General features: G+C 58.4%; 15 protein-coding genes and 1 pseudogene. All 16 read right to left on the reverse strand.

Annotation, left to right across the window (positions count from 1 at the left end):
- Positions 1-23: 23 nt before the first annotated feature.
- Complete coding sequence (tssA, locus tag C4Q27_RS29000) at positions 24-1,610, reverse strand: type VI secretion system protein TssA (protein WP_104887804.1); 1,587 nt, start codon at positions 1,608-1,610, stop codon at positions 24-26.
- Positions 1,607-4,861, reverse strand: a complete 3,255-nt coding sequence (locus C4Q27_RS29005; protein ID WP_177410048.1) for an ImcF-related family protein — start codon at positions 4,859-4,861, stop codon at positions 1,607-1,609. The genes tssA and C4Q27_RS29005 overlap by 4 nt, the downstream gene beginning before the upstream one ends.
- A gap of 46 nt (positions 4,862-4,907) precedes the next feature.
- Positions 4,908-5,879: a hypothetical protein gene (locus C4Q27_RS29020; protein ID WP_256599906.1), complete on the reverse strand. Its 972-nt coding sequence runs from the start codon at positions 5,877-5,879 to the stop codon at positions 4,908-4,910.
- Positions 5,880-6,037: 158 nt separating this feature from the next.
- The gene (locus tag C4Q27_RS29025; RefSeq protein WP_104887809.1) at positions 6,038-6,295 is read right to left on the reverse strand and encodes a PAAR domain-containing protein; all 258 of its coding nucleotides are present in this window, start codon (positions 6,293-6,295) and stop codon (positions 6,038-6,040) included.
- Positions 6,296-6,297: 2 nt separating this feature from the next.
- Positions 6,298-6,788: pseudogene (locus C4Q27_RS29030) on the reverse strand (DUF3304 domain-containing protein).
- Positions 6,789-6,937: 149 nt separating this feature from the next.
- Positions 6,938-7,432, reverse strand: coding sequence for a DUF3304 domain-containing protein (locus C4Q27_RS29035; protein WP_104887890.1), 495 nt, complete (start codon positions 7,430-7,432; stop codon positions 6,938-6,940).
- Between the two features lie 61 nt (positions 7,433-7,493).
- On the reverse strand, positions 7,494-9,842 hold the full coding sequence (locus tag C4Q27_RS29040; protein ID WP_104887810.1) for a DUF2235 domain-containing protein: 2,349 nt from the start codon (positions 9,840-9,842) through the stop codon (positions 7,494-7,496).
- A 117-nt stretch (positions 9,843-9,959) separates the two neighbouring features.
- The gene (locus C4Q27_RS29045) at positions 9,960-10,763 is read right to left on the reverse strand and encodes a DUF4123 domain-containing protein (RefSeq protein WP_104887811.1); all 804 of its coding nucleotides are present in this window, start codon (positions 10,761-10,763) and stop codon (positions 9,960-9,962) included.
- The gene (locus C4Q27_RS29050; RefSeq protein WP_104887812.1) at positions 10,760-13,144 is read right to left on the reverse strand and encodes a type VI secretion system Vgr family protein; all 2,385 of its coding nucleotides are present in this window, start codon (positions 13,142-13,144) and stop codon (positions 10,760-10,762) included. Before C4Q27_RS29050 ends, C4Q27_RS29045 begins: the two co-directional genes overlap by 4 nt.
- A 2-nt stretch (positions 13,145-13,146) precedes the next feature.
- Entirely contained in the window at positions 13,147-15,801 is a 2,655-nt protein-coding gene (gene tssH / locus C4Q27_RS29055; protein WP_104887813.1) for a type VI secretion system ATPase TssH, read from the reverse strand.
- A gap of 148 nt (positions 15,802-15,949) precedes the next feature.
- Complete coding sequence (locus C4Q27_RS29060) at positions 15,950-16,441, reverse strand: Hcp family type VI secretion system effector (protein WP_104887814.1); 492 nt, start codon at positions 16,439-16,441, stop codon at positions 15,950-15,952.
- Between the two features lie 15 nt (positions 16,442-16,456).
- Positions 16,457-18,187, reverse strand: a complete 1,731-nt coding sequence (locus tag C4Q27_RS29065) for an OmpA family protein (RefSeq protein ID WP_104887815.1) — start codon at positions 18,185-18,187, stop codon at positions 16,457-16,459.
- Positions 18,188-18,192: 5 nt separating this feature from the next.
- Complete coding sequence (tssL, locus tag C4Q27_RS29070) at positions 18,193-18,873, reverse strand: type VI secretion system protein TssL, short form (protein WP_104887816.1); 681 nt, start codon at positions 18,871-18,873, stop codon at positions 18,193-18,195.
- The gene (tssK, locus tag C4Q27_RS29075; RefSeq protein WP_104887817.1) at positions 18,870-20,225 is read right to left on the reverse strand and encodes a type VI secretion system baseplate subunit TssK; all 1,356 of its coding nucleotides are present in this window, start codon (positions 20,223-20,225) and stop codon (positions 18,870-18,872) included. Before tssK ends, tssL begins: the two co-directional genes overlap by 4 nt.
- Positions 20,226-20,249: 24 nt before the next feature.
- Complete coding sequence (gene tssC, locus C4Q27_RS29080) at positions 20,250-21,788, reverse strand: type VI secretion system contractile sheath large subunit (RefSeq protein WP_004576423.1); 1,539 nt, start codon at positions 21,786-21,788, stop codon at positions 20,250-20,252.
- A 34-nt stretch (positions 21,789-21,822) separates the two neighbouring features.
- On the reverse strand, positions 21,823-22,326 hold the full coding sequence (tssB, locus tag C4Q27_RS29085; protein WP_004576422.1) for a type VI secretion system contractile sheath small subunit: 504 nt from the start codon (positions 22,324-22,326) through the stop codon (positions 21,823-21,825).
- Between the last annotated feature and the right edge of the window lie 414 nt (positions 22,327-22,740).

A 22,740-nucleotide genomic window follows, 5' to 3' on the forward strand; every position in this document is an offset into this window, starting at 1 on the left:
AACAGGATCCTGATCAATGTGAGTTAGCTGCACAGCACCGCAGCGCGTACCGGGTCAATGGCTACCAGCGCCGCCAGCTGTTGCTCCATCTGCCGCGCCAGGGCTGGCCGATCGGCATCGTTGCGCTGGGCTTTCAAACGCAGCAGCTTGAGCAACCGCGCCTTGACCTCAAAGATCAACTCTGGCTCCCAGTCGGTCAGTGCGTGGTGGTGCGCGGTGGTATCCAGTTCAGTGAACAAATGAATGGCCAGTTCGGCCTTGCCGTACTGCTCGGCCACCCGGGCCATCAGCAGCCGCAGCAACCAGCGTTGCCGCCCGGCCTGCGTATCGGGCCGGTTTGCAAGCCACGCCAGCGCTTGCTCGACACCCTCAGCATCGGCTTGCGCCAGTGCCTCGGGTTCCAGCGCGAGGATTTCGCAGGTTGCCGTGGTGGTTGCCGAGGCTGCAGCAGGTAGCCATTGCGCGGAGCGGCTGTCGCTGACGTGCTGGTTGATCCACTCGCGTGTGGCTTCATCCGCGAAGGCCGAGCCATCGTTCCAATACAGCATGTCCAGCCCTGGCAACCGCTGCAGCAGCATGTTCAGGTCATGTTTGACGATGGCTGCCCAGCTACTGTGCGGATGGGGTGATTTGCTCAAGGCCTGATGCAGATGCCATTGCAGGTCCAACCAGAAATGGTTGACGCCCTCGGCATACATCCGCTCGGCCTGGTCGATCAACTCACTCCAGCGTTGCTGCACGTGCAGGCGTTTTAACTGGGCACGGTATTCACCGCGCGGGGGCGCCAGCCGGGTAATGCCCTGTGCGTCCTGCGGTGGTACCTGGTGCACGGTGTCCCAGCGCAGGCTCTTCATCAGCCGATGGGCGGCCAGCCAACCCTCAGGTTGGTCACGCAGGTAGTTCGCCAACTGACGGCCACTGTCCAGCAGCTCTCGCCCGGACTTGATCGGCGACGACTTCGGGCTGCTGGCAGCGTCGTTCGGCGCTGATTCGTTACTGGTCTGCGGAACAATCGCGTCTACGCCGCCCGCCACTGCCAGGCGGGCAGACAGCGCGGTGTAAAGGCCATCCAAGCGTGGCCGGTGGTCTTCTGGCCAGGTGCCAAAGCCCTGCTCTAGCCACACCAGTGCAGCCACGGTGCGCTGGGCCTCGGCCTTGACCACCTGGGGATACAGCGACAGGCTGGCCAGCACCCGGTTACCGGACAGCCACTCCAGGGCCATTTTCCGGCTGTTGGGACGCGTTGGCAGGATGTCCGCAGCATAACGCTCCAGCAACGCGGCCAGCAGGTTCAAGCCGTCTGCCAGCCCTGGCTCCCCATCCGTGTGCAGGCGGGCCCAGAGGTAGTACGTAGCGACGCGCAGGTCTTTGCAAGCATGTTGCAGCAGCCTCTGCCCAAGCTCTGCCACCAGCTCTACATCAGCCCCGGAGAGCCGGTTAACCTCTTCGCGCATGCGCTGAAAATCGTCGTCATAGCCAGGGTCCTCACCGACAGGCGCGTCAGCACTGATGGGGGACAACCAGGCTTCCCAGCGTTGGCCGTACTCTCGGGCCAAGGCGATGGCATCACGCTCCGGCAGGCAGCTTGCGACCAGGCTTTTCAGAGTCATTGGGGGCCCCCGTTCTGCGCGTAACGCGCATCGTCCACAAGGAAGATGTCCCTGGGCAGGCGGAAGCTGCGCAACTTGAGCAATGCCAGCGGGCCTTCAGCCAGCTCGGTACGCAGGTGCCACGTCAGGCCGAGGCCGTCCGGCGCACTTAGCACCACCCGAAAACGGCTGTCGCCGTCATCCAGAGGGGTGACATTGGCCTCCTCCAGCAGGCGTATCAAACCCCAAGTACCCTGGTAGTCCGCATACAACCGTTCTCCGCCATGCACGCTGGTCCAGGTCAGGCTGATGCCCGGGTGGTCACCCTGCCCTGGCCAGCGAAAGCGCTGCCAGCGCTCACGCTGGTTGAAGTAATGATGATTCTCGCCGTTGAGCACGAAGCTGGTCTGCACCACGTCCTGCACGGGTTTGCCCCGCAGTTCGAAGCTCATGCCCATGCCGCCGTCGGTGTACAGCACATCCGCCAATTGGCTGAGTTGATTGATTGCCTCCAGAAAGGCCGGGTTGAAGCGCAAGCCCTGGCTCTGGCGGGGATCGATCACCCAGCGACTCCCCTCTTTGCGCACCAGCCCGTTGAGCTGCTGGTGCAGAAACTGCTCGATGCGCCCGGAGTCGGCGCGAATCATCTGCCCGAGCATGGGCAGGGATGCATCACTGCTAGAGGCAACAAAGGGGTAACGGTTGTCGAATGCGCCGTGCCACTCATCGACGATGGCGCGCTGCCAATCCCGGTTGAGGCCTGCCGATGAAGGCTGCAGGATCTGCTGCCAGGCCTGCGCCAGTGGTTGCACGAACAACGCATGGGCCACAGGGCCCCACTCGGCGCCCAGGCTCGCGGCAATCAGGTTGCCGTAGGACTGCGCGTCAGTAAGATCGACGCCCTTGCCTTGAAACACGGACTGCGCGAGCGCTTGTGTCATGGCCTGCGGGTCTGGGGCATTGGTGATCTGCTGCAGCTTCAGCCGCACGCTGGTGACGCGCGTGAGAAAGGCTTGCAGGCTTAAATGGTCGCTGCCGGATCGGCCTTCGGGATCTTTGCCGAGCAAGGCCATCAGCGGGCCGAACGTGCTGTCGAGTGGGCCGCCAGGCACTTGAGCCAGCTGATCAACCATCGGTGCTGCTTTTTGCCCCACCAGCTTCTGCGCCGATTCGATCAGTGAGTCAGCCAAAGCCTGGCCACGGACACCCGCCTGCCCTTGGTAACTCAGGGTGTTCATCAGGGCGATCAAAGGCGACTGGCGTGCATCGCTCATCACCGTCAGCTGGGTGATCACATCATGCAGAGTGGTACTCTGCTGCCAGCGCAGGCTATTGAGAAAGGCCAGCCAAGCGCTGCTGTAATCCCGAAAATAGCGCGCGGTCAGCCGCGCTTTCAGTTGCTCAGGGCTCAGCTCGCCCCCCACATCACCCACATTGTCGCTCAATACCCAGTCGATCTCTTCACGACGCGCCTTAGCGGCGTCATCAATGGCCGAACGTACCTGACCCTCCCAAGCTTCGCGGGTGAACACTCCGGGGACTTGCTCGCGACTGGTGAACAGGGAGGTCGCATCAGTGTCACCGACCATCTGCTGCAAGCCCATGGGCGGATAGTGGTTCGCCGCAGTGTCGAGGACGTGCTGGTACAGCGCGGCTTCCGCGTTGCGCTGCCCCAACTCGCCGAGCAGCACCTGGCGAACCTGACCAATCAGTCTGGGATTGGCCTTGATCGCCCATTCCGGATGATCAGGCAAATGCTCAGCGTAGAACCGCCACATGGCAGGCTGGTTTGCACCCACACTATCGACCAGGAAATCTGCATCGGCCTTTTCCGGGCGGGCCAGCATCAGGTAGGCCTTGAGCTGATCATAGGCCTGCTGCGCTCTCTCGGCGCGGGCCGGGCTACCCGGTGCGAGCTTGACCAGCGCGGTGAGTTGTCTCTCCAAGTCGGATGCGGCCGGGCCCCGAAGAAGGCGGTCATTGGCCTCGACATACAGCGGCCACACCGCCTCACGCAGGTCATTGGAGCGGTTCAGGCCAAAGCGTTGATACCAGGGTGCTCCGTGCTCGCCACGGTAGTCCAGACGGGACAATTCACGAACCAACTCGGCCAGGGCGTGCGCTGGATCACTAGCGGCCTCGGGCTGTTGTAGCGCTCGGTACGCAGCTTCCACTCGGCCGACTTCGACACGGTTGCTGGTGAATGAAACCAACAAGCCAATGCCCCAGACAGCTGCAAGCCCGAGCGCGGAGGTGTAGACGATTCTCAGCGGATTCCAACCAAATCTGCGAGGTCGAGCCGAACGGTCGTTGAGAATTCCAGACCAAGCGGGGTCGTCAGGCCAGTAGTGTTCGATTGCCGTCGCCGATTCTGACCTATGAACTGGCAAACTAAACCACAAACCACGAAGCTGGACGCCTCGTATGGCCCTTCCTGAGAGGGACTTGAGCACGCGATACCATCGATCAGCACCGTCAACCTGCAAATCACGAGCAAGCCGCAGAAGAAAGTCGTGAGCTGTCTGACCTTGAATCTGCGCTAGACCCTGCTCGCGCAGCTGCTGTTGCAAGTTACCTAGACACTCAGCCAGTTGGACTGCGGTGAACCGGGATGATAACTGGCAGCCCACCCCCCGCACGTCACGGGCTGGCTGTGCCCAGTCGCTGTCGCAGACCTGCCACACATGCAGAGATAGACTCCAGCCTAATAGCCGGGCCAGCTCCTGTAACCTGTTGACAATGCCGCCAAAAGAGGCGCTATCGCTGTACTGAGCTTGGTTCACCACCCAGATGGTGCCATGCAGCCCTCCTCTGTGGCCTAGCGTGCACCATTGTTCTATCAAGGCTTTATCGATAGTGGTCTGTACACTTCCCCCCCAGAGCAGAACATCATCCTTTCCCATCAGCCACAGCTGGCGCGTCAGGCCGGGGGCGACCGCTTCGACTTCGGTTGGCTCACCAACAACGACATACAACCGGACTCGTCGCCGCCAGAACTGACCATGGTGCTGCCGTAAATGCGTCTGGATTTGGGCATTCACATCCGGGAATCCAGCCTCGACCTCCAGATCAGTCGGGTGCACCCTAGGATGATGCACAAGCCCCCGGATCCCGTGCAGCACTCCCCGCCATACGAGCACCGATGTTACGAAAAGCAGTCCCCAAGAAATCAGCCCCTTGAAGAGCAGGTCCACGAGTGAAGTCCGACTGCTCGGCTGCCCTGCCCATAACCACCAGGCCGCCCCACAGGCGGTGACAAATACAGCCATCATTACAGCGAGTAAAAATACCGTTCGCCAAGCAGATACTTGTTGTGATTCAGCTACCTGATTCATGGGGCCGCACAATTCCAAGGGTCAAGATGAAATGAGGGTCTGAAGCCAGCCATGCGCAGGGCACGCCATGCTGCTTGACGTACCAAGCGGCGAGGGTCTGCACGACCATTGCTTCAAGTTGGTTCAACGCGCCAAAATTGGCGTCCTGAACGTTGGTCTTAGCATTCCAGCCGATTGTGGCCAGCCCAGGTACGTCAGGCTGAGAGAACGACAAGCAGATCTGCGCCGGAGCCTCCAGCAGGCTTTGCTTAACGGCCCGTTGGGCAACGGTCGCCAGGTCATCGTCTGCCTGCGAGAACCACTCGCCACGAGAAAAGGCCACGTCTCCTTCAGCGCCAAGTAGCCATAGCACTGCGGCCTCGCCTGCCGGCAAAGAACTTGCACGATCAGGTGAGGAACTCTGACAACCGGCACAGAGCACACGCGCACCATCAGGAACCCTTTGCAACTGATCGATGATCGCGTCAAGGCTAAGAATCCCATCCCATGTCTGAGGATATTCAGGCAGGTGCACATCAGGACAGCACTGCGCCATCTGCTCGACGAATGCACGCCAGGCTGCCTGCGAGCCATGCCAGTAACAGCTTGATGGGGTCAAGCGCTGATCGGTGCCACGCTGTACTCCCCACTTCAGTGCGAGCAGCGTTGCCAGTTCTTGCTCCCGCTGCTTCGCGTCGCGTCCAAACACCTGGAGCAAACGAAGCGCGAAGCCTTCACCCGTCTCCCGTGCCACGGGTGGCTGCTTCGAAGGGTCTAGCAAGCCGTCCAGATCCTCCGGGCTACTGCACGAAGCACTCAGCAGAACCGACTCGACCAGCGCAGCTTTCTGGCGATGCTGTGCCCACCAGGCCCGCTGTTCCCGCTCCACCGCTTCGCCATAGCACTGGGCGTTGTGGCGGTTGAATCGGAAATAAAGCACATGAAACAAGAATGCCAGTATGCCTGCGAGCAACATGCCTCCCACCGTGAAGGCGAAAAGGTGCGGTGCAACTAGGGAGGGCGGCAGGGCCCTTCCGATGCCGAGCAATGCCAACAACCCTACTGCCCCTGCAAACCAGCGCCAATAGCGAGGCTCAGGCACCAGTGGATAGGGTGCAAACTCCGTAGTCCTCTTCATGAAGCAGCCAGTACATCGGGCATGGAACTGACTAGGCTACAGCCGCAAGCACAGCGGTCAGCGTGCAGTGCCACCGGGCAACCGTCGATTTCGACGAGGTCACTGCCTTCGGCAATCACCGTCAGCCCATGCAGGTTGCAGCGCACAGCGTCTCCCTGGCAGGCAATCGGCTGGCCGTCGCACAGATAGTGCCCTTCGAGGACCTCGCCGCCCGCCTCCCGCAAGCTGTCACCCTTTCTAATGAAGGCGTTCATCACTATTGCTCCTTCTGGTCAGTGCTTTTGGCAGGACATGACTGCGGCTCCGGCAGTTCCAGCGCGGTTTTAATCGGGTACTCGGGGCTACCGTAGCCGTAACAGGAAGTGGTGACCTGAAGCTCATCACAGGGAAGGAAATGCACAGTGATGCCACAGACTTTCTGGCCGGAGTAGTCAGGTACAGGGACAAATTTCTGGTGACTGCGCTTTTGTGCCTCGATTTGTTCTAACCAAGCGTCATACTTCGCCTCATCCGCAAATCCAGGAAATCCTTTTGTGCCCCTACTCCGGTTTCCCAATCGACCCGTACCGTCATCCCTGGCCGCCACTGCGGCGGAACGGTGTAGCAGCACCCTCCACCGCCGCCTTGATACGGCCCAATAATGTCAACGGCTGAACGGCCATCGACGCTGAACCGGTTGATTGCCCAATGGGTGTGGTTGACCCCATAAATGCTGCTCGCACTGGCTACCGTAACGCTCACGAACATCGCCACAGTGCCGAGGGCAAGGTCCAATACACGGCGCTGCATGAACTTGCCTGCACGTTTTGCTTTGACTGGCTGCACGCCTCTGTGCCCTTCGAGCACCTCGCCGCCTGCCTCCCGTAAGCTGTCACCCTTTCTAATGAACGCGTGCATTACTGCTCCTCCTGCCGGTCACTGCTTTTGGCAGGGCATGACTGCGGCTCTGGCAATTGCAGCGGGGTTTTGATCGGATACTCGGGGCTGCCGTAGGCGTAACAGGAGGTAGTGACCTGAATCTCATCGCAAGGCAGAAAATGCACTGTGATGCCGCAGACTTTCTGATTGGTGTAGTCGGGGATGGGAACGAGTTTGCTGTGTTGGCGTTTTTCAGCCTCGACTTTGCTAACCCAATCCAAATATTTAGACCAATCAGCGAACCCTGGATATTCGTCAGCTAAAGCGCTCATGCCGCTAGCGCCAGTTTCCCAATCAACCCTCACGGTAGACCCAGGCTTCCATTGCTCAGGTACGGTGTAGCAACATCCACCACCGCCACCCTGATGCGCACCAATAATGTCGATCCCGGATCGCCCATCCACACTGAAACGATTGATCGCCCAGTGGGTATGGTTGATGGCTTCGATGGTGCTAGCGGATGCAACAGGCATAAGCCCATTCGTGACCGCACTCGTGACAGCGAGCATGCAGAGCAAAATCCGACAAGTCGTATCAGCCATTGATGCCCTTCCCCCCCGTCACATTGACGTAGTGCGACCTCCACTGCTCGTCAATTTCTTTCTGTGCCTTGGCCAGGCGTTGGGTGTCCTGCCCTACCGGCTCGCTAAAGTCATCATTCCCCAGCGCAAGGGCCGCGTTGTTATCGGCCTGAATGCCTGGCGCGGGTATCAGGACCAAGTCTCGACGGTTGGCCTCACCGAAGAACACCATGCGTTCACTGAAGTAGCTGCCCCACGGTTCCCGTCCGACCGCAACCGGTATGCCCTTGTAGGTAGCATTGAACACGGCATGGAGAAACCAGGCGCGTGAGTCATGCACTTGGTCGTCGAACAGAGCGCGTAGCAGGCCCTCGGGCTGCGCGCTGTTGCGCAGTTCGTCCACTTCGCCCCGGTGGTCTTCGCGGGTATGGTTTTGTTGGCCTAGCGGAGGGGGAAACAGCTGGCTGACCTTGGCACGCCCACCAGCCTTCATACGCTTGCGTTCAGCGATCGTGTCGGCGCTCTTCAGGTAGGTAATCAGCGCGGGGATGTTCACCCAGCGTGCACGTCGGAAAAAAGTCAGGTAGGGGTCGCTGTCGAGGTCGCGGTAAATCCTGCCGAACTCTTCGGCGGCCTCGCGCAGTTGAGTCTTCGACTTATCGGGGTCGAAGTCCTTGATGCCCGGTTCCAGCGGCATTTTGGGGGCGCCGCGACGCTGTTGGAGCTCTCGTCGCTTGATAACCTCGGCCTGCTTTTGGTTCCGCTCGACTTCGGCATTTCGTCGGGCTTCATCAGTGTTGTATGCATCTGTGGCGGCACGGAAAAAGTCCGTGGCCTCCAAGCTGCGGAAGGCATAGCGATCGATACGCCAAGCGGTCAGCCACTCCATCTGGTTACGCAGAGCGTCTTCTAGGGAGACGGTGGCGGGAAGGGGTTGATACTGCTCGATTAGACCTCGCTCCGGTTGATCGGATGCAGAACATAATTCAATGGTTACTTGCCTCCATGCGTTGAACCGACGAATTAGCTCTGGGGCAATGGCGAACTCTCTTTCACTTTGCAGATCCAGAACTCTCCAATAGTCCCTCAACTCCATAGGCAATACCGTTTTCGGAACTTTAAAAGGAGCTCCGTAAGCAAACGCATGGCTATAGAGATCGTTTAATGCGATTTGAGAAAGCAGCAAACCATCCCCAACCCGACTATCCGAGCTAATAGCCTTCCCCTGATCCCCCGGCGGATACCCTCCACCCTGATCCGAATGCACTCCGGGATAGATCACCTCCACGCTGTTTGCCGGGTAGCTGCCATCCTCCCGGCGGATAGAATCCAACGGAAAGCTCAACCGTTGCTCATGGCTGGCGACGATATGCAGGCAACGTTTGAGCAGAGCCCCCGAAGGCAACGCCTGACTACTATCGCCCCAGCCCATATGCCCAGTAGGCCCCGGCGCGATATCGGCCAGCCCCACCGACACCACCGTGTCCAACAGCCCCAAGTATTCCACACTGACTGGCAGCTTCCGCTTCCCCACGATGAGCCCCGGAGTCGATTCAGCTGGCGCCAACAACTCATTCAGCCAGTTAACGAACGCCCGCGCCGAGGCCGCGCCCCGCGAAAATCCATAAACGTACAACCGCACTCCCAACAGCTTGGGCTGAGCCGCCGAAGTACCCTCTAGAGCGATCTCCAAGGTCCGCTCTATTGCACTTAGTTGTTCTTGAAACTTCCCGCGTCGATTCAACCGGCCTTTGATCCACTCGGTGCCGGGCAACGTCCCCATAGCTTTAACGGTGGTCTTGAGCGCCGCGTTGTCCAAACGCGGCAGCCCGAGCGCCCGACGCAGCGCATCGATGATCATCAGCAGGCCCCAGTTGATCCGCTCTTCGCCACGTAGAGCGAACGCGAGGCCTTCGGTGGTGTAGTCCAGGTCGCCTACCTCCGGAAACGGCGTGCCCACTCCAGGCATGTAGTACTTGTAGTAATCACCGTTGGCAGTGCCCGCCGCGTCGGTCAGGCCGTTCGCTCGACCGCTGCGGTGGGCCGTGCCGCCGACATGGCCCGCGCCGATCGTGGCGCGGAACAAGCGGGCAATGTTGGTCGGGTGCGGCACGGCGGATTCGAACAAGTCGTTGTTCAGGTTGTTACCGGTTCCGTCGAAGAACAGGCTGATATGCAAGGTCCTGCTGCACGGCGGCGGCAATCGGTAGCCGGCAACTAGACACAGACTATCCTGGTGGTCACGCTCCGGCTTATGCCGTAGCCACAGGTTGCGCTGCACCTGCTCGACACGCTGGGGCAGGCGACCTTGCACCGGGAACTGGGGCGGCAGCCAAACGGAGGTTTTGCTTTTTTTGGACATGACTTAGGCTCCTGGCCATGCAATGGGCCTCGATAGAACGTGCGGGAACATCCGCTTGGGCGAGCGGGAGACTGACTAGAACCACTACCCTTCAGCCCATCAGCGGACGCCTTGCCTTCAATGTTTTTCCCCAATTGCAGGTTCGCTTACCCAGCTCTTGCGCACCTGCTCCAGGGTAAGTGCCTCGCGCTGACTGCTTGTCAGCAGACCCGCCGAACTGGCGGCCAACATCCCGCTATAGCAACCGCAGAAACGCTGTTCCGCTCCCCATTCGCAGGGAAGTTCCGCAGCGAGACTAGCCATTGCTGCGGTAGCATCACTGGCACAACAGAGCACGTCGATCTGACTGTCACTAAGTTCAAGTGGCGTGAGCGAGTCGTCGATGACTGGACTTTGCGCTGTTCCAAACAGGTGCTGGGGCGTGCCATCGCGGTCAAGCCAACTCCAGAACAGAGCGGGCTGTAACAATGCTTGCTGCTGCTCGGGCGTCAGTACGTGACTGAACAGCAAGGGAAACAGCCGCGGATCGTAGTAACGCAGTAACCCCAGGCACCCTCCGTTGAGTGCCTCAATGCAGCGACCAAGGTGCTCTGCGAGTATTGGAAAGGGCCAATCAGACGCCAAGATCAATAACACTGGCAGACCTTGGGTGGCGTTCAGCAAACCGAGAAACCATTGCTTCTGCAATGGCTTTCTCAAATCAACCCGCACCAGCAGGGGGGCCAGATCCTCGGCACCTTCCTCAGGCAGCCCAGTGAACAGGGAGTAACAATCCAGCAGCCGGTCCACGCTAAGCACACTGGGGCGCATCGGTGACTCGCAACCAGCCTGGTCGATGATCACATGCAGATAGGTGGTCTGTGCCTGCTCGCACGCGCACAGCAGAAGGTTGAACCACGTGGTGCACGCTTGTGTGCTCATACTTGGGCCTCCCTGAGTACGAAGCCCTGTGCAGCGGCCTGCGCCCTCTTCAAGCATTCCTTGCACACTGTTCCCGGCAACTCAGGCAGCTCGAAGGATTCACCAGCAGGGGGATTGAATCTGTGCTTGCCCTTGAGACTGATCAGCCCCGGGCTATGAATCTGAATTTCGCCTTGCTCAGTAATACGGATGTAACCACCACCACAGCCAAGCGTAATGCCCTTTTTGGCCGTCAATTGGATATGGCCCTCCACAGACTGGAGGGTGATGTCTTGCTGAGCAATCAGATTAAGCAAGTCGCCATGCGACTCGATTTCCAGCGGACCTTTGCCAGAGACCAGACGCATGCCCTGCAGCTGCGCCAAGAGAGAAATTCCTTGGCCGGAGTGGGCAAAGAGCCGTGTGCCTGCAGCCAAGTTGAGCTCTTCATCAGTTTGAGCATAGAGAGCTTCACCACTTTTCAGGAGCAGACTTGCCGGCGTCACGGTCCCAACACCATCAGGTGCGCTAATCAAGATTGCGGAACCTTTGAGGTTTTCTGCCTGAGCCTCGAACCGCCTCAAACCCTCGACATCAGGCTGGTGGCTACGATGGTTCTGTGCAATTTTGTGCCACTGGGTCAATTGTCGCTCCGCACTTTCTAACTGAGCGGTGGCGCGTTCCATGTTGAGGGCTTCGCCAGCAGCATCTGCTTGCACATCAGCGCTGATGAACAATCCCTTGCCACCACGGATCGCCCCCCAACCGTCGGTGCGCAACTCAAAACCCTCACCACGTTTTTGATTGTTAGCATCCACGAAATGCCCCAAATTGAGCTGGCTCTTACCACTGTGTTCAGTACTGAGCTTGACGTGCTCCTGCCCCCGCGTATCGTCCATGCGCAACTTGTTGTTCGCGGGTGTGCGCAACACGTTGCGTTTGTAGTTGCGCAGCGTGACATGGTCGGGGTGCTGGCTATCGTGCAGGGCATGCGCGATGTAGGGCCGGTCCGGGTCGCCTTGCTCGAACGCCACCGCCACTTCGGTGCCGCAGATCAGCGGCAGGTGCAGGCCATGGGTGTCGCCCGCGTAAGGTCGCGCCAGCCGTAGCCAGACACTCTCCTCGCCCGCTTTCCAACTGTCCCGATCGAACAGGAAGTTCACACGGTACCGACCTTCCAGGTCGATGTGGCCATAAGGATCGTTCTGCTGGGTACTGGTGACCCGCGCTGGTACCGTCCCGGCGATCTGCGGCTTGTTCGGCAATGGAGGTCGAAAGCATATCGACTCTGAGTAGGGAATCGCCTCGAAGGTGACTTCCAGACTACGGTCCCGTGCAGCCTCGACGGTCAGATGCGTCATGACGACCCCAGGCTCAAAGACCTGCGGTGCCCCTTCAGTTACTGTAACCACTTGCCCTGGGGCGAGTGTCACGCTGCTGCTGATGCCACTGCAGCGGGTTTGGCCGTTGAGGAAGCGTTCATGGTTCAGGCGCGCGTAGAAGTAGCCACTTTCGCTTTCCAGGTCCTCATCCTGGGCAATTGCGTCACCCAGCGCGGTATAGGGTTCGCCGTAGTGGTAGCCCTCCCCGTACGTGGTCGTCGCACCCCGGCTATGATCCACGTCCCCCTCCAGGAAAGCCGCCGCATCGCGGTGGTGATAGGCGCGAACGTTGATGTGCTGCTCCACCACCTCATGGCTGACCTGCAGCGCCCAGACGCCATCCTGGCCGTTGCTGGTCAGGCCAGACAGGGGGCGGAGCGGCAGACTGACGTCGAACTGATAATGTTGCTGGTGATCGTGAAACTCGACAACGTCGATAAACAGCTTGTCGTTGTGCGTGAAGCGGTACCAAATGCCCACCTCTGCCAACAGGCGACTGATGAAGGCAAGGTCACTTTCACCGTACTGCATGACCTGTTCACGCTTGGGGTATTCGCGTAGCAGGTCGAACAGAAAGTGCTGCCCCTCAAACTGGTGGCGGCTGCGCAAGATGCTTTCGACGATCTCCGGAACCGACTGATGTTGGTAAATCCGGTACTGTTTGCCACGGCTGAGCAGCGCCAAGCGAGCCTGCAGGGTCACCTCATAACGGGCTTCATCTTTGGAGCTGGAGAGGCGCTTGAAACCCGTAATCACGCCATGCAACGTGCGTGACGCCGCCCCAGAGATCGCATTGGCCGGTGTCTGCTCTGACGACCCCATCTGAAAACTGGCGTCCTTCCCGAGGACTTTGGCGACATCAATATCCTGCGCGGGAGAGGTAAACGCCACCGTGTACATGAACGGTTGACTGAGCCATTCCTCACCTTTGAACGACAGTACATCGAGTTCGACGTCATCCAGTTCATCGATTTCAAGCGTGTAATGGTTGTGGGTGGGACCTAGTAAAGGCTTAGCCATGATCAAGCCCTCTCGGCAGCCAACAACGCCGCGTCGTGTTCATCCGAAAAGCTCAAACTGATGCCGGTGTCTTCGCAGAACCCAAGCGTTACCGTTTGAGCTGGCTGGCCATGGGCTTGGCGCTGCAGTAGCTGTTGGCTAAGTACCGGCAAAATCTGCTGGTTCAGCAGGCTGTCGATGTTGCGGGCGCCGGTATCGGGTAGCAGGCAGGCGACGACCAAGGCTTCGTAAAGTGAGTCGTCCACTTCGCACTGCAACCCGTAATGGCGCTGCAAACGCCTGGCAACCTGGTCGAGCTTGATCGCGACAATGCGCCTGAGCGCACCGGAGTCCAGCGGGCGGAAAATCAATGTCTGGAAACGTGCCAGCAGTGCAGGCTGGAAGTGCGCGCGCAGCACGGGCCGCAACAGTTCGTGCAACGCGGCGTCCTCGATATCTGGCTGTCGCTCCACACAACCTTGAAGCAGATCACTGCCGAGGTTGGAGGTCATCAGGATGACCGTGTTGCGGAAATCGATCTCTCGGCCTTCACCATCGCGCATGAAGCCACGATCGAAAACCTGGTAGAACAGGTTGAGTACATCTCGGTGGGCTTTCTCGACCTCGTCCAGCAACACGACGCTGTAGGGGCGCTGGCGAACGGCCTCGGTAAGCACACCACCCTGGCCGTAGCCAACATAACCAGGCGGTGACCCTTTCAGCTGGCTGACGGTGTGCGCCTCTTGGTACTCGGACATGTTGAGCGTGATGAGCGACTTCTCACCGCCGAACAGGCTACTGGCCAGGGCATGTGCTGTTTCCGTCTTGCCGATGCCACTGGTGCCGACCAGCAGGAAAACGCCCATCGGCGCGTTGTCGTTCGTCAACCCTGTTCGCGCGGCACGTAGCCGTTGAGCGAGTGCAAGCAGGGCCGAGTCCTGCCCAACAATGCGTTCGGCCAACTGATCTTCCAGGTTCAACAAGCTGGCATGTTCGTCCTTGAGCAAGCTACCAAGGGGCACCCCCGTCCAGTCGGCGATCACTTCAGCCACACTGCGGGCACACACGTCCAGCGATAGGAGCGGCCGACTCCCCTGTACGTAGCTCAGTTCCTGTTGCAGCTTCGCGCAGGCCGCTGTATCGACCTGCTCGGCCTGACGAACATTGAGCAACTGACGGGTAAGCTCAAGCTCTTGTTGATACTGCAGCTCCAGCGCAGCCTGCTGGCTCTCGAGATGAACCAGCTGGGCGTTGATCTTCGCCAAACGAGGCTCCATCAGCCTGCCAGTAAGCTGTGCATCCTCTTCCAACGCAGTTCGCTCTGCAGTCAGGGCCGTCTTTTGCGACTTCAGCTGGACCAGCGCCTGCGGCTCGCAATCGAGGCTCATACGAACGCGTGCGCACGCGGTGTCTATCAGGTCAACCGCTTTGTCCGGCAGGCGGCGCCCCGTCAGAAAACGCCGGGACAAACTAACCGCCGCCTGCACTGCAGCGTCTTGAACGTGCACGCCGTGATAGGTGGCGTAACGCGCTTTGAGCCCGCGCAGCATCAAGCAAGCATTGGCATCATCCGGCTCATCCACCTTGATCATCTGAAAGCGCCGCTCCAGCGCAGCATCGCGCTCGAAGTACTGCTTATATTCGCTCCAGGTCGTGGCAGCGATGGTTCGCAACTCGCCACGCGCCAAGGCAGGTTTCAGCAGGTTTGCGGCATCAGCGCCCCCCGGCTGGTTGCCAGCACCGATCAGGGTGTGCGCTTCATCGATAAATAACAGGATGGGTGTTTCCGATTGCTGGACGGCATCGATCACGTTCTTGAGCCGCTGCTCGAACTCACCTTTGACCCCGGCTCCAGCCTGAAGCAGCCCCAAGTCCAGCGTACGGATACTCACCGGTTTCAGGCTATCCGGGACTTCGCCGCTGGCAATGCGCAAAGCAAGTCCTTCGACCAGGGCGGTTTTCCCGACACCGGGATCTCCTACCAGGATGGGGTTGTTCTTGCGGCGACGGCTCAGTACGTCAATCACCTGACGAATTTCATCGTCACGTCCGAAGACTGGATCGATCTGCCCCGCTGCGGCCTTGGCGGTTACATCATGGCTGAACTGATCGAGGATCGCTGGCTGCGCCACATCGCTATCCGCAGCGCTTGTAGGCTTGGCCGTCCGTCCCGTCGCGGGGTTGAACGACACAGTCTGCACCAACTGCCTTTCTTCCGAATCCGATTCAAGCAGGGCTACCACCTGTTGCAGTTGTGTTGAACCTATACCCAATAGAGGCCAAGCGGCTGAGCACTTGAGTAAGTCCGGTGTCTCAATCAGGGCCGCCAACACATGCACGGAGCGCAATTGCTCACAGTCGCGATCCATCGATGCCAGTAGCCAGGCGCTGCTGATCAGTTGCTGCACTTCGAGGCTTAGTTGGGGCTTGCTGAGCACGCTGCGCGGCAAGGTATTGAAGTACTCAAGCAGTCCTTGCCAAAGGGCATCCACATCCAACCCATAACGGCGGGCGATGACCACAAGATCACCTTCTCCTTGCTCAAACAACTTCAACAACCAGTGTTCAATGCTGATATGACTGTGCCCACGTGCCTGACACAAAGACGCTGCCGCCGTCAGTGCCTGGGTGCAATAAGCGTTGAGACGGCGGAGCAAGCGGGTAGGATCATGTGCCATACAGGGCATCCTTGTCGTCAATGGTCAACGTAACGTCATCAGTGGACGTATCTGAAACCTTGGTGTACTTGGCTGAGCGCCCGCACGCGGACGCTCAACCCAATACACTGGGGACCGTCAGCAATTACAGACCGACGGCCAAGTTCCATCAGGCGGTAGTACGTTCATTCCAGGAATCCGAATGGATGATGTTTCCATCCTTGAATGTCCAGGTGATTTTTTCGTAACGCAATTCGACCGATTCCAAATGGTTGTGCTTTTCTTTCTCAGGATCTTTGATGTCGTGCATTTTTGGTGCAACCTGAACGACCTTCACGTTCTCCAGCTTGGTATTGAAATACTCAACTTCCTGGCCGGCATCATTAATCTTGTACCACTTGAACTCCGCCGACTTGAGCGTTTGACCGGTTGTGACGGCCTTATAGAGATACGGGGAAGACGCATCAATCTCTTTGGTGAAAAGGAATGGGGTATGGATGCGCGTACCGGTCAATCTGCCAGTGTTGTTATCAGTCGGAATGTACAAGTTATGATCCTGAGCGACGACCTCGATACTCCCACCTCGATCTTGAACATCCACCGAGCCTTTGATATCGGCACCGCCATCGTCTTTCAGCCACAGGTAAACAGGAATAGCCATTTAGAAAATCCTCTTTCAAGTGTTGGAGGTCGCGGAATGCGACTGGGGTTGCAGGCCAGAAGCCGCAGTCGAGGACAGGCAAGCCCCCGCCTCCGGCACCAGGCGAATCTCAACTCGGCGATTGGCCGACCGTCCTTGTTCCGTGTCGTTGCTTGCAACTGGCTGGCTGGCTCCCAGGCCTTGCACCGCGAAGCAGTTGCTGGGGATGTCGCCCATGTGTTGAATCCAGTCGTGTACCGCGGCCGCACGTGCTCGCGACAAACGCAGGTTTTGTTCGTCGCTGCCGGTAGCGTCCGTGTGCCCCGTGATCACAATCAGCCAACCTGGCTGGGCCTTGATGCCCGCCAATGCAGTGACCAGGACCTTGGTTGAATCCGCCTTCAGCTGCGCACTGCCACTGCTGAAAAGCGAGAGGCTGTCCAAGCGAACCATTTGAGGGCTGGCAGGCGAAGACTGAGGCATCCTCGGGATACGGTGGCCGTTGATGGCCGCCAGCAATGACGGGCGCAGTTTTTCGCCCTGGTACAAGCCGAGGCCCAGCGACCACGGCTCACCCTGGCGGTAATAGTGGTCCAAGCGCTCGGCATCCTGACGAAGCACTGCCAGCGCGCCCTCCCGTTGGAGACCCTTGTCAGGCTCAGCACTCACCGAAGCAGTGGCATAGCGCCGTAAGTCTTCGGTGACCTGGCGTACCAGCAATGTGTTCTGCCATGCAGAGCTTACCAACGCGATGGAGGTTGCCAACACAAACAGCCAGCCCCCCACCAGCACCGCTCTGTGTTGCCTATTACGTTGAGCACTGCGAGGCAGCAAATGGAGCAGAGCGTCAGGGAACGGCAATGAAGCATAGGCATCATCAGACGTACCTTGGTCAAAGCTCAGCCCAGTCCGCTCCTGCAGCCAGCGGTGCCATAGGTTGTTGTCAGGGCGCTCGCTGGAATTGGGTGTCCATGCAAGGGCAAAGGCGGTGGCCGCGATCTCCTGGCGAGAAGTCCGCACGCGCATTTCCGACATACAGAGAGCTTTCAACCAGCCAGCAGCAGCGCTCAATTGCACAGTGTCTCGCAGTCGAGCAGCCCGGAGATCAGGATCCGCGCTCCAACCCTGCCATTCGGCCAGGCTCATGCACATACCTGATTCATGCACTTGCACGCTCGATTTGGCGCTTGCCCAGGTAAACCAGGCCGAGGTCTGCGAAGTGCTCTGGAAAAACCCCACCACCAGCAGCGACAGTGGGCTACCACGTTCGCGCAACCTCACAATCTGACGGTGCACATTGCGCAGTTCATTCGCCAACACTGCAACATCTGTATGGACGGAGGGATCCACGACCCACATGACACTCAGCTGTTCATTCCATTCGGGCCTTTGCAGCAACAGGCTGGCAATCGTCGTGGGCAGCTTCTGCGCGTCGGGCACCCGGACATAGCAACCCTCCCCCGTTACCCGCAATGCCCATTGCTCAGCGGGTAACGGACCAAACAGCTCAGCCAGACAATCGCCTACCACCAAGACAACCGGATGGCGGTAGGATCCTGCAGGTAGGCTAGTGCCCTTGCTCCACTGCAGTTCATGTCCCTCGCCGCCGGCAATCCGCCTGCTTCGGCGCCATGCTGCCCACACTCCGCCCGTGACGACCACGGCGATCGTGAGCTGCCACTCAACAGCAAGCGGAAGCGTGGCAATGAGCAGCAAGGACAACGTTCCGGCCCATAGCCAGAGCCCCTGCTCCTGTCTCAGCTGCATCTCGCTCACCCCTGCACCGGCAGGAGCGAGGCCACTGCCTCACCCAGCGTATGGTCAAGCCCCCACCAGAGGCCTATCAGCAGGCCAGATGCGGCCACCACGTGGACCAGAGGAGACTGCAGCCAACCCCACATCGGGAGGTGTGAAGTAGGCCCTATCTGGGTGACCAGGGACTGACTTGTGTCAAGGGGCGGTACATGCGCATCGATTGCAGCGAACAATTGCTGCCGCTCTGGATGATTCACTTCGCGGTAGCGCCCCCGAAAACCGAGCATCAGCGCCCGCTGAAAGACCGTGAAGACATAAGGGTGTGCAGAGGCCTCCCGAAGCACGGTGCGCATGTCTTCATAAAGCGATTCCCCCGCCTGATGACTGCTGAAAAACTTGGCCTGCAAGGTCTCCATTGCCCAGTCCTCATGGGCCTTACCTTCGGCGCAAGCGAGCACTGTCTCATCCAGCAAGGCACATTGCGCATGGCTGATAAGCTCGATGCTATGGCGATCCAGGCCCTCCTCCTGAAGAGAGGCCCGAACATGCTCGACATCCGCCACGCAACGCGGCCAAAGTTCCGGGCTACTGTGCACACCTGTGCCATGTCGCAACTCGACCACCAGCAAGTAGGTATCCTGTAACAAGGCGTCGATATCCACCTTGGCTGTGCCGGGTTTCTGCTGAGCGAGACTCATGAGCGCAGCACCGCGAACAGCTCAAGTGTGGCGTCCTGGAACACGCTCGGCACATAGAGCGCGCATACGCCGTCCTCCAACATGGCACGCCCTTTCTCATGCCCGAGATCCAGTGCGAAGTACTGGTTTTCCAAACGCAGCGGTATCGCCGCAGGCACATGGCTGAGGGGTTTCAAGGGCACGCCATCGAGTGCTGCATTGACGAGATAGTCCACATCATCAGGCGAGCCGATCTTGCACAGCCGTGGGAACTGGCTTTGCACTTGCACGGCTGGCAGCCGGCAGCGCACCGACAGGTAAAAGTCAGCCCCGTCTGGCTCAAGCAAACGAGGATCGTTCAGGGCCACCTGCCATCGGTTGGCACTGCGCGCTTCGAGTACCAAAGCCAGCACACGTGACGGCAGGCTCGCTTCCAGCAATGTGGAGAGCGTACGCATCAACGGCGGGAAAACAGACTCAAGGTGCGTATGCTGATAGGCAGGAATGTCCTCGACACTCTGGTCCAACGAAAACGTCAACAGCGCCCCCGCGCATTTCACCAACTGCTGGTACACCAACTCCGGATGCCGAGCAGGGTGTGCTTTAAGGTCTGCCAGCACCGGCTGATAGGTATTCAACGCGTTGAGCAACCAGAACAATGTCACATCAGCGACAGCAAAATCTGCCATGCGCTGGTTGCTCTCGCGACGCATCCCCATCAGCCGCTCACGTTTGGAGGACAGCTGGGTCAGCAAGTTATCCAGCTGAAGTAACAATCCAGCGTGCGCATCAAACCTCAGCAACGGGGGGATGTAATCCTGATCAATTTCCCAACGCCCCCGCCCATCCCGGACAAGGCGTGCCACTGGGCAGGTGAGGTAGTCTGCGTTGTCATCTTCATTCAGGCGCAAGCTCAGTGCATGTTCGAGTACGCTGATTGACTGCACCTCATCGGTATAGTGATCCTGTACATCCCGCCACACTTGGCGGTATCTGACCGGGCGCTCAACTCGGGCACCCTCGAACAGACAGTTGTTGCCATTGGCCTGTTCCAGCGGCAAAGCGAGCACCACCGTTGCCGCTTGACTGTCGTCAGGCAGCGCCCGGGACAGTTCCAGGGCACTGGGAAGCCGATCCAATCGATCCGTGTCAATCAGCGTTCCATCGGGCATGCACACCTGCAGCCGAGTGGCCAGGAGTTTGCCTAGCTGCAGTGCGTCCGCATCAAATGCGACTGCGCGAATACCCCACGGATGAACCCATGCCAAGGAAGCAACTGCCTGGTTGGTCCACGATTCAAAGCGGACCTGCTGCTGAAACTGCTGCGCAGACAACACCACACCGGACGCCCACATAGGCCGATCGATCTTCACGATTAGTAACTCCCGGGTTCGCCGTCAGGATTTAGCTTTGGGCATCTGCGAAACCAACGACAGGTTGATGTCCATACCCTCAACCTGGAAATGCGGCACCGCAAACAGCTTGACTCTGAAGAAGCCTGGGTTGTCATCAATATCTTCGACAACCACCTTTGCCTCCCTCAGCGGATGAGACGCCTGCAAGTCATCGCCGGGGTCCGTCATTTCGGTAACCAAGCCGCTGATCCACCTATTCAATTCCAGTTCCAACAGGCGGCGATCCTTGGTTGTGCCGATGTTCTCCCGCTGGATGAGTTTCAGATAGTGAGCGATGCGCGAAAGCAGGAAGACATAAGGCAGCCGAGCGTTGATACGACTGTTGGCCGTGGCCTCAGGTGTGTCATAGATCGCCGGCTTATGCGCTGAGTTCGCGGAGAAAAAGCACGCATAATCGCGATTCTTGTAGTACGACAACGGAATCAACCCAAGATTGGCAAACTCAAACTCGCGGGTTTCCGGAATCATCACTTCCGAAGGAATCTTGACCTGACTGCCCGTACCCATGTCATAGAGATGGATCGGCAGATTCGTTACAGCACCCCCTGATTGCGGCCCTCGAATTTGTACGCACCAACCATTGGCTATAAAGCTTTTGACCATATTGGCTGCAAACGCGAACGTCGAGCTTACCCAGAGGTACTTGCTGTGATCCGGCCCCTTGACTCGCTCTTCATAGTTAAACAGCCGAACCGGACTCGTATCAGGCCCGTAAGGCAGTCGCCCCAACGTACAGGGCAATGTGGCGCCGACATAGCGGGCATCATCGCTTTCAGCGAAAGCGTGCCATTTGATGTACTCAGCACGGTCCATGTAGTTGCCGATATCCTTGATCGCGGCGACCTCCTCCATTGTTTGCTTGCCAAAGAACGCAGGGCCCATCGAGCACAAGAATGGCATATGAGCGGAGGCCGCAACTTTCGAGATATTCCGCAACAGTGCAATGTCTTGCGCCCCACGGCCAAACTCGTAGTTTGAGACCGCCGCCGCAATAGGCTCACCACCCGGCGTATCGTATTCCTGAGTATACGTATGCAGGTACATGCCGCTTTGAGCGATTTCGGGCGCATCTTCGAAGTCCTGGGCCAGATGCTCTTTACTGATATCCAACAACTCGATGCGGACGTTCTGGCGGAAGTCCGTCTGATCGATCAACGACTTCGCCCCACGCCAGATCGACTCTACACGCTGAAAGTCAGGATGATGCATCACTTCGTCCAGCTGACTGCTGATCTGGGCATCAATCGAGGCAATGTGTTCGTCCAGCAGGGCCCTGTCCAGACGCTCCACTTTCGGGGAGACTTGCTTGAGCCGCTCAAGAAAAACACTTACAGACGCAGTAACACGCTGATTGGGTGTTGCCTCAGACAGAACATCCACACTCTGGTAGGCGTCGATACCGCCCATCTGCTCAAGGGGTTCGAGATTTATTTTTTCAAACAATGTGTGATAGACATTCTGGCTGTCTTCCACCCGCACAGTGGCGCCACGCGATTGCGCAGAGGATTGCTCTTCGGACATTTGTTAGCTTCCCGTCTGTAGAGATGATGGTTTTCTAGCATCCGCCTTGAGGGGCAAGGGCAGCCAGTTCCTTACGCAGTTCATTACTCAGCGCTTCATCTTTCAGTATGCGTTCCAACTCGGCACGGAACGTGGCGTTATCCAAGAGATTGGCTTTCAACTCACGCAGCAGGTTGCGCATCGCCAGCAGCGCACGTAATTGGGGTATCTGTCGAGCGACCTGTTCGGGCTCGAAGTCCTTCATCCGCTGAAAACTCAGTTCAACAGGCGTTTCTCCACCTTCGCTGGCCAGCGTATCTTCAACGACCAGTTTGAGGCTCGGTGAAAACTCCAAGAGCACACTGTCAAAATTATTTTTATTGACATTAACCTTGCTCCGTTCGGACAGCGGACGCTGCTCTTTTCCGTTACTGTAATCCCCCATCAGCATGAGCTTAAGCGGCAGCTCAACCTTACGCTGGGCCCCACCCGTATGAAGATCAAGTTTAATATTGACGCGCGCCCTCGGCACCTCACTTTGAAAACTGCCTGAAGCCATAACTCCTCCTGAAGCCACTGGAAACGGCCTCGACGAAAGTGACATCACTGACAACGATCCATTTCAGGCCCATTGGCAACTGCAATGGAATTCAATTCATTGCCAGCAACTACCGCTCCCCCAAGGCAACACTTGAAATGTTTCCAGATCAAACATGCACCAATTCTTCACATTTCGCCACCCCCCGCACAAAACTAGGAAACTTCCTACAAGCGACAGGAAAACCTTCGACCAGGATTCTGCTTGCCCCCCCAATCGAGTAGCGCCAAACAGATGCACTCAATGCACCAGCAATGCATTGATCCATATCAACGAATTTAACCAACAGACCGCGCGGACCACCGCCGTACAAATATCAATTAATCTAAACCCACCAAAGGCAAGTCCAGAAAATAATACCCCCCCAATTAAAAC

Origin of the sequence: Pseudomonas sp. SWI36, from assembly GCF_002948105.1 — a bacterium.
GTDB lineage: Bacteria > Pseudomonadota > Gammaproteobacteria > Pseudomonadales > Pseudomonadaceae > Aquipseudomonas > Aquipseudomonas alloputida.